This window comes from uncultured Phenylobacterium sp., assembly GCF_902826855.1.
Classification (GTDB): Bacteria; Pseudomonadota; Alphaproteobacteria; order Caulobacterales; family Caulobacteraceae; genus Phenylobacterium.
In genome coordinates, this window is record NZ_CADEGK010000210.1 from 1 (window position 1) to 7,481 (window position 7,481).

The window sequence follows — 7,481 nt, forward strand, 5'->3', positions numbered from 1 at the left end:
GGCGTGCACGCCGGACTGGAGCACGCAGATCCATAGGAGGAGGCCGCCCGCCATGTAAGGCCAAAGCGCGCGCACTCGGAGGCGGTTGAGGCCAGCGAGGCCCGCAACGATCAGTCCGGCCGCGCCCAGCCACGGTAGGGAAAGCTGGGCTGTGTAGAAGACGGCGATGCTCGCCACGGCCCCGAGATCGTCGACGATCGCCAGCGCCGTGACGAAGATCTTCAGGGACACGGGCACGCGGCGCCCGAGCAGAGCGAGCACGCCGAGCGTGAAGGCGATATCTGTCGCTGCCGGCGTCGCCCATCCCTTGACGGCGCCCGGCGTTTCCCGCGCGAACGCCAGGTAGACCAGGGCTGGGATCAGCATGCCGCCGATCGCCGCGGCGCCGGGCAAGATGCGGCGCGGCCAGGTCGAAAGCTGGCCGTCGATCAGCTCGCGCTTCACCTCAAGCCCGATGATCAGGAAGAACACGGCCATAAGCCCGTCGTTGATCCAGTGCAGGACGCTGAGAGGACCGGCGTACGCATGCAGGACTTCGAAGTACGAGGTCGCGAGCGGGGCGTTGGCGGCGATGAGGCCCGCCGCGGCCGCCGTCATGAGCACCAGGCCACCCGCAGCCTCGCCACGCAGAAAGGCGCGCATCGCAGAGGAGCGACGACGAACAGCTCGGAAAAGCCGGCGCGGGTTCAGTTCTGCGTCTCCGGTGAAATCGCCCAGGATGTGCGTCCCGCTGCTCGCGCCTGGACGGGTACAACCATCGAGCCCCTTTACGGTTCTCGCGAACCCGCCAACATCGCGCAATAGATGTCGGAGACCGACCTGGCCCCCGACGCGCTTCGGCGGTGGGATCCCGCCCGTTGACGGGTCCGGCGTGACGCGCGCCGTCCCTTGGGCAACGGGGTAAGGCTCGCGACCTCAGCAAGGCGCGTGAGACGCCGCGACCGGATCAGAAGACACCCGCCGTCTCTCTGACGTCTCGGAATCAGATCGTAACACGATCAGAATTCACGCACGCGTGAGGGCCGAACACGAACGGTCGCTGCATCGCCGCGGCATAACAAGATCGTGTCGAGATATAATGCGCCATGGGGTCGACAGGCGGCCTCGCGGGCCTCTAGGTTGGCGGCTTCCCGGCCAGGGCCGCATCCCTCCAGCGCGGCCGTCGACTCCGGCGCGCGTTGAGCGCGCCGTTTCTCTGGGCTTGCCGGGAGATCCTCGTCGCTCGGGCGGCCCGCTCGCACCCCGGAAAGGAACCGAACCGCATGACCGCCAGCGAACGTCTTCTCGAGACCTGGGGCGCCATGCAGACCTATTTCACGGCCCTCTCACCCGCAGAGGCCGTCCTGAACGTCGTGCTCAGTCTTTCGGCCGTGGGCGTCGGCATGGTCGTGCTTTATGTCGGTCGGCGAGGCGTGGCCCGGGTGGCGCGCCTCGTGCCCGGCCGGTCCACGGCGGACAAGCAGGTGCGGACAAGCCGTGTGGCGCGGCTCTTCGTCTGGGCCCTGCGGCTCATGGTCGGGGTGGGCGTCTTTGCAGCAGTCGCCAACGTCTGGGGCGTGCGACCGCTGGTGTGGCTGGGGGCGACACTGGGCGAGGCGACCGTTGCCACGGGCATCCGACTCGCCGGCCTAACCCTCGTGACAGTGCTGCTCATGGAGCTTGCGGGCTACCTGGTGGGCTACGGCGTCGGGCGGCTGGCCGCGCATGCCGAGACGCGCCGCCGGCAGGGGCAGTTGCGCACGCTGGGGCCGCTGCTCCAGGGGGTCGCGCACATAACGATCCTGGTCCTGGCGCTGATGATGGGGCTCGGCGAACTGGGCGTGAAGATCGGGCCGCTGCTGGCGGGCGCTGGCGTCGTCGGCATCGCCATCGGCTTCGGGGCCCAGACGCTGGTGAAGGACTTCCTGACGGGGTTGTTCCTGGTGGTGGAGGACATCGTTTCGGTGGGTGACATCGTGCGGATCGGCGACTCCGGCGGCCTGGTCGAGGAGATGACCCTGCGCACGATCCGGCTGCGCGACTTCGACGGGACGCTGCACGTCTTCCCCTATGGCGAGGCGCAGGTGGTGCACAACCTGACAAAGACCTTCTCCTACTGCGTCTTCGACCTGCAGATCTCCTATGGCTCCAGCATCGACCAGGCGCTCGAGCTCATGCGCCAGGTCGGGGATGAGCTGCGGGCCGACCCCGCCTTCGGGGACAAGATTCTCGAACCAATCGAGGTGGTGGGGGTCGATAATCTCGCCGACAGCGGTGTGGTCCTGAAGGGGCGGATCAAGACCCGCCCGCTCGAACAATGGACCGTCGGTCGGGAGTACAACCGGCGCATCAAGCACGCCTTCGACGACGCCGGCGTCGAGATTCCGTTCCCACACATGAAGGTGGTCCTGCCGGAAGGGCAGATCTCCGAGCTGGCGCGGCATTGACCGAGTTTGCGGGATAGGGGGACAGGCAGATGGGCCGTCTCATCGTTGTTTCGAACCGGGTGAGCCCGCCGACCGACGCCGGCGCAGGATCGGTCGGAGGCTTGGCCATGGCCTTGGGCGCCGCGCTGCGCGAATTCTCGGGCGTTTGGTTCGGCTGGAGCGGCCAGACCGTGGACAGCTATACCGGCCAGCTGCGGGTCGAACGCCACGCCGGGATCACGATCGCGACGGTCGACCTCGATGAGCAGGACCGCAACGAGTACTATAACGGCTACGCCAACCGCACCTTATGGCCGCTGTTCCACTACCGGACGGACCTGACCGCCTACGAGCGGTCTTTCGACGCCGGCTACCAGCGCGGCAATGCCCGCTTTGCCCAGGCCCTGGCGCCCTTGATCCAGCCCGACGACTTCATCTGGGTGCAGGACTATCATCTCGCGCTCCTGGCGCGCGAGCTGCGCGCACTCGGCGTGCGCAACCGGATCGGCTTCTTCCTCCACATTCCTTGGCCGGGCCGGCGCACCTTCACCACACTGCCCCGGCACCGGGAGCTCGTCACCGCCCTGCTGGACTACGACCTGATCGGCTTCCAGGCAGAGGACTTCCGCGACGCGTTCGCTGACTACATCGTGCAGACGGCCAAGGGCTCGGTAGCCGCCGACGGATCGGTGCGGGCGCTGGGACGTGCCTCCCGGATCGGGGCCTTCCCGATCGGACTCGACGTGGAGGCTTTCGAGGCGGCTACCCGGTCCGAGGCGGCGGCCGAGACCGCCGCGCGCCTGGCGGCGAGCGCAGCGGGGCGGCAGGTGATCCTGGGCGTGGATCGGCTCGACTATTCCAAGGGGCTCGAGGAACGGTTCCTGGCCTATGAGCAACTCCTCGCGGACCATCCGGAGCTGCACGAGAAGCTCTTCCTTCTCCAGATCGCCACTCTCAGCCGCGAGGAGGTCGAGGCGTACAAGGATCTCCGCGCGCGCCTTGACACCGTCAGCGGGCGGATCAACGGCGCCTTCGCCACCATGGACTGGGTTCCGCTGCGCTACGTGAACCGCGCCTATCGACGCGATGAGCTTGCCGGCATGTACCGGGCGGCCGCGCTGGGCCTCGTCACCCCCCTGCGAGACGGCATGAACCTGGTGGCCAAGGAGTACGTCGCCGCCCAGGACCCGGACGATCCAGGGGTCCTGGTGCTCTCGGAGTTTGCCGGAGCGGCGGCTCAGCTCCGCGCCGCCCTGATCGTGAATCCGATGAGCCGCGAGGATGTGGCCGAGGCCATCCGGCGAGGCCTGGCGATGCCGCTCATGGAGCGCAAGTCGCGTTGGCGCGACCTGATGGCCGAGGTGCGGCGCACGCCTGTCGAGGCGTGGCGCGACGCCTTCGTAGCCGCTCTGCGCGAGGCGCCTGCCCCGGCGACGCCGCCGCGGGTCGCGGTCGGGGACACCCGTTCGACGGCGCCTACGGCCTAAGGTCACGAGTCTCCCGCACGGAAACAGAGACGCGCCATCGCGATCAGTTGCGCGCCACCAACGCCGTCCTCCACGACTGCGGCGGTGGCTGGATCCGGAGCGGCCAGCGTGGTCCGGGTCCAGCACGTGGCGGGCGGTGCATCTGCGGCGGGCCGGATGTCGAGTGCAGGCGGGACATCCGCGATTCCAGCGACCACGGCCGGCGATTCCGTCGCCTCGCAGCCACCAAGGCCGAGGGCCAGGGCCACGGGCAGTACGGCGGTGAACGGCGGCTTCCGAGACGTGCGCATGCTCCTCCGTCCGTCGCCCCGCGAACCGACGCGGGCGGCGGTAGTCCGGGTTGGACACCGCCGCCGGGAAGGACCGCTGACGCCATGCAACTTACCAGTTCGAGGTCAGATCGTAAGACGATGCTATTTCACGGTTGCGTGCGAGACGACGCCGCGGCGTCAGAACCCTGGGATCCGGAGCCGCCCGCGGCCCGGAAGCAGTGCGGTCACGTTCAGCTCAGAAAGCAGCCCTTCGAACTCGCGGCGACGGGGATCGCCAAGGAGAGCCGCGCGGGGCAGGACGACGACGTCGCAGTCGCGTTCCCTCAGGAAGGATTCCAGCGCCTGATGGGGATGCTCCGCCAGCGGACGGAGCCCAGGCCGCAGACCGCGACGCGTCGTCCCGAACGCGGCCACCTCGCAGGGGAGCCCGTCGAGGGCGGGGTGGCCGGCCAGGAATTCCGTCATCGCCTCGACAGCGTGATTTGCGTCGAGGAGCACCAACGCCTGACGGGGCGGGGCCACCGACTCGGGTGTGAGGCACACCGGGCATTCGGCGGACCGGAGGATCGCTCCCACGTGGGCGCCAAGGCGCAGCGAATAGGGCGGCGAGCTGAGGCCGCGCCGTCCGACCACGAGCATCCCGGCCCGGCGGGACACACGGGTCGCGGCGTCGAGGAAGGCGCCTCTTCCGGTCAGGATCTCGGTCAGTTGGGCGCCGGCTTGGACAACGTCGCTTGCGGCCTTGTCGATGACCTGGGCCCAGCGCACGTCGCGGTCGGCGACCGGGCCCGAGCCACCGGGCCGTCTGGTCTGCGGTGCGTCATCCTCGAGATGGAGGAGTTCGACTCCGGCTTCCATGCGCTCGGCGAGCCACGAGGCGGCTCCGCAGACTCCGCCGGTGTGGGCGGAGCCGTCGACACAGGCGATCACCGGGCCGACGAGGGGACTCAAGGTCCGGCTGCCGGCAGTGGCGTGCTGGCGGGATCGAAGTCGTCGGCGAGGGGGGCGCAATCGATGCCCCAGGTCTCAGCGAGCACGCGCCGCAGCTCCGCGCCGTGCCGCCGGCCCGCCAGCCGCTCGCCGACCAGGGCGAACGTCACGCCCGGACGACCGGCCAGGACCACGGCCTCGCGGGCCGTGCGGGCCAGCCCGACCACGTCGTAGCCAAGGTCGCTGAAGGCAAGAGCGAGTCGCTCCAGGACGCTGCTGTCACCGTGGGCGAGCAAAACCGTCTTCACGCGGGGCGCTTCCTTCCATGAATTCGCGGATGCGCCAATATATCGTCCAGAGATGCATATTAGGCATGACGATGACGTGAGCGGTCGGTGGACTCAGTCCTTCGCCGGCGGCGTCCGGTCCAGCAGCCCGTCGGCGTCGAGGTGGCGCAGAGCGCCCATTAATTCGCGGAAGATGTCGGACGCGCGATTGAGTTCGCCGAGGTTGCTGCGCGAGATGGTCTCCAGTTGCTCCACCGCATCGGGGGTCAGGGACAGCACGACGCGACGGCGGTCGAAGGTCGAGGGCGTGCGAACCATCAGCCCCCGCTCCACGAGCCGGGCCACGAGGCCGACAGCGCTGTGGTTCTTGATCAGCAGGCAGTCAGCAAGTTCACCGATGGACATCGGTTCGACCCCCACGTGGGCGCGCACAGCGAGCAGGGCCTGATGTTGCTGAGGACTAAGGCCAAGCGCCCGCGAGCCCGCGCCGCTGAACGCCAGGAACTCGCGTAGCGCCTGACGGAAGGCGCCCAGCGCCTGATACTCCTCCGTCTTCAACTTCCTCCGGGGGTTGCGGTGAGATCCGGGGGGCACGGCGGCGGTCAAGGATGAAATCTCCCGCCTTGAGGTTGCGACTCGCATGAAGGCGCAAGTCCGCGCGCCGGGCAAGCGGCGGCTGGCTCACGCCCGTGCACGAGGGCTGAGAAGGCTCCTGCCCGACCTAGCCCGTCGGCAGATGGCGCAGCACGCCGCAAGGGCCCAGCCACCGGCGGTCCCATAGGGGGCCGCGGCGCTCATCGGTCGCGACCCTTGAGCTTGAAGGCGTCCGCCAGGGCCTGCACGGGATCTTCCGGCGCGGAGATCAGGTTGATGATCGCCACGGGACGTTGCCGGTACGCGGCCTCCACGGCGTCGGCGAAGGCCGCCAACACATCGTTGGCCGGCGCGTAGCGATAGCGCGACTCGTCCTCGGCGAGCACCAGGCCCGCCTGCGTCAGGCCTTCCAAGTTGCTCGCGACGAGATACGAGGAGGCGCGCAGCTCCTGGACGAGCTCCGGCGCTGACCAGGCGTAGTCCGGACGGGATCGCATCAGGAGCAGCAGCTCCAGGGTCCACACGGACCGAATGTGCTGGCGGACCAGGCCGGTCATCTCGCGGTTCAGCGGCATGGCTGCGTCCGACGCCGTCCCGACTTTTCCTGGAGGTGAGACCTCAACGTCATCCCCGGCGGCCTGTGCCCAAGCCGCGAGTAGCACGCTGCGGATACATCGTGCATCGATCAATTTTGCGTGGGAAGGGCCGGCCAGAATGGGAGAGGGGGCGGCCTATCTCCCGTTCCCGCGCCCTTGGGAGCAGGCGACTTCGGTGATGCGGCGTTGCGTATGAGCCGTCGCTCCTGCATGCGCACGATGACCCGCGACGGACAGCCCGTGGCGGGCACGGCGGTGCAGGTTCCCATGCGCTTCGCCTTGCCGGACCGAGGGCCCGCGGGCTGGCGTCAGAAGGGGAAGAAGGCCGGGATCGCGAACGCGGCCACGACCCAGGTCAACAGGTTGAGCGGCAGGCCGACGCGGACGAAGTCCATGTAGCTGTAGCGGCCGATCTCATAGACCAGGACATTGGTCTGGTAGCCGAAGGGCGTGGCGAAGGCGGCGCTGGCCGCCATCATCACCGAGACGATGAACGGCTGGGTGCTGACCCCCAGGCTCTCGGCAAGCGCCACGGCGATGGGGGTGACCAGCACGGCGACGGCGGCGTTGGAGAGGATCTCCGTCAGCAGAAGGGTCGCGCCATAGAGCAGGACCATCGCGCCGTGCGGGCCGAGCGTCTGCACGACGCCCGTCAGGGCGTTCGTGGCCGCCGCGGCAAGGCCGGAGAGCTCCAGCGACAGCCCCACAACGACCATCCCCGCGATGAGGATGAGGATCTCAGGCCGCAAGCCACGATAGGCCTGGTCCGCGCTGATCACGCGGCCGAGGATCAGGATCACGGCGCCAGTGAAGGCCGTGGCCGCTATTGGGGCCACGCCGATGGCTGCGGTGACGACGACGCCCAGGAACACGCCCAGAGCAGCCAGGCCGCGCTTCAAGTCGAGCGGCC

Annotated in this window: 9 protein-coding genes; 2 read left to right on the forward strand and 7 right to left on the reverse strand. The window is 68.8% G+C overall.

Annotation, left to right across the window (positions count from 1 at the left end):
* A partial coding sequence (nhaA, locus tag QZV94_RS20950) for a Na+/H+ antiporter NhaA (protein ID WP_293681482.1) occupies nucleotides 1-642 on the reverse strand: 642 nt, incomplete at its 3' end.
* A 620-nt stretch (nucleotides 643-1,262) separates the two neighbouring features.
* Between nhaA and QZV94_RS20955 the strand changes: the two genes are divergently transcribed.
* Nucleotides 1,263-2,426, forward strand: coding sequence for a mechanosensitive ion channel family protein (locus tag QZV94_RS20955; protein WP_293681484.1), 1,164 nt, complete (start codon nucleotides 1,263-1,265; stop codon nucleotides 2,424-2,426).
* A 29-nt stretch (nucleotides 2,427-2,455) separates the two neighbouring features.
* Complete coding sequence (locus QZV94_RS20960) at nucleotides 2,456-3,892, forward strand: trehalose-6-phosphate synthase (protein ID WP_293681486.1); 1,437 nt, start codon at nucleotides 2,456-2,458, stop codon at nucleotides 3,890-3,892.
* A 2-nt stretch (nucleotides 3,893-3,894) separates the two neighbouring features.
* On the opposite strand, the gene QZV94_RS20965 is transcribed toward QZV94_RS20960, so the two are convergent.
* From QZV94_RS20965 to QZV94_RS20990, 6 genes are all read right to left on the reverse strand, one after another.
* On the reverse strand, nucleotides 3,895-4,182 hold the full coding sequence (locus QZV94_RS20965) for a hypothetical protein (RefSeq protein WP_293681488.1): 288 nt from the start codon (nucleotides 4,180-4,182) through the stop codon (nucleotides 3,895-3,897).
* A 159-nt stretch (nucleotides 4,183-4,341) separates the two neighbouring features.
* The gene (locus QZV94_RS20970; protein WP_293681490.1) at nucleotides 4,342-5,115 is read right to left on the reverse strand and encodes a universal stress protein; all 774 of its coding nucleotides are present in this window, start codon (nucleotides 5,113-5,115) and stop codon (nucleotides 4,342-4,344) included.
* Nucleotides 5,112-5,402: a hypothetical protein gene (locus tag QZV94_RS20975; protein WP_293681492.1), complete on the reverse strand. Its 291-nt coding sequence runs from the start codon at nucleotides 5,400-5,402 to the stop codon at nucleotides 5,112-5,114. The genes QZV94_RS20970 and QZV94_RS20975 overlap by 4 nt, the downstream gene beginning before the upstream one ends.
* A 93-nt stretch (nucleotides 5,403-5,495) precedes the next feature.
* The gene (locus QZV94_RS20980) at nucleotides 5,496-5,939 is read right to left on the reverse strand and encodes a MarR family transcriptional regulator (RefSeq protein WP_293681494.1); all 444 of its coding nucleotides are present in this window, start codon (nucleotides 5,937-5,939) and stop codon (nucleotides 5,496-5,498) included.
* Between the two features lie 236 nt (nucleotides 5,940-6,175).
* Nucleotides 6,176-6,550 carry a hypothetical protein gene (locus QZV94_RS20985; protein ID WP_293681496.1) on the reverse strand — a complete coding sequence of 125 codons (375 nt, stop codon included), beginning with the start codon at nucleotides 6,548-6,550 and terminating at the stop codon, nucleotides 6,176-6,178.
* Nucleotides 6,551-6,879: 329 nt separating this feature from the next.
* Nucleotides 6,880-7,481 (reverse strand): SLC13 family permease (locus tag QZV94_RS20990; protein ID WP_293681498.1); only part of this gene is annotated, 602 nt, incomplete at its 5' end.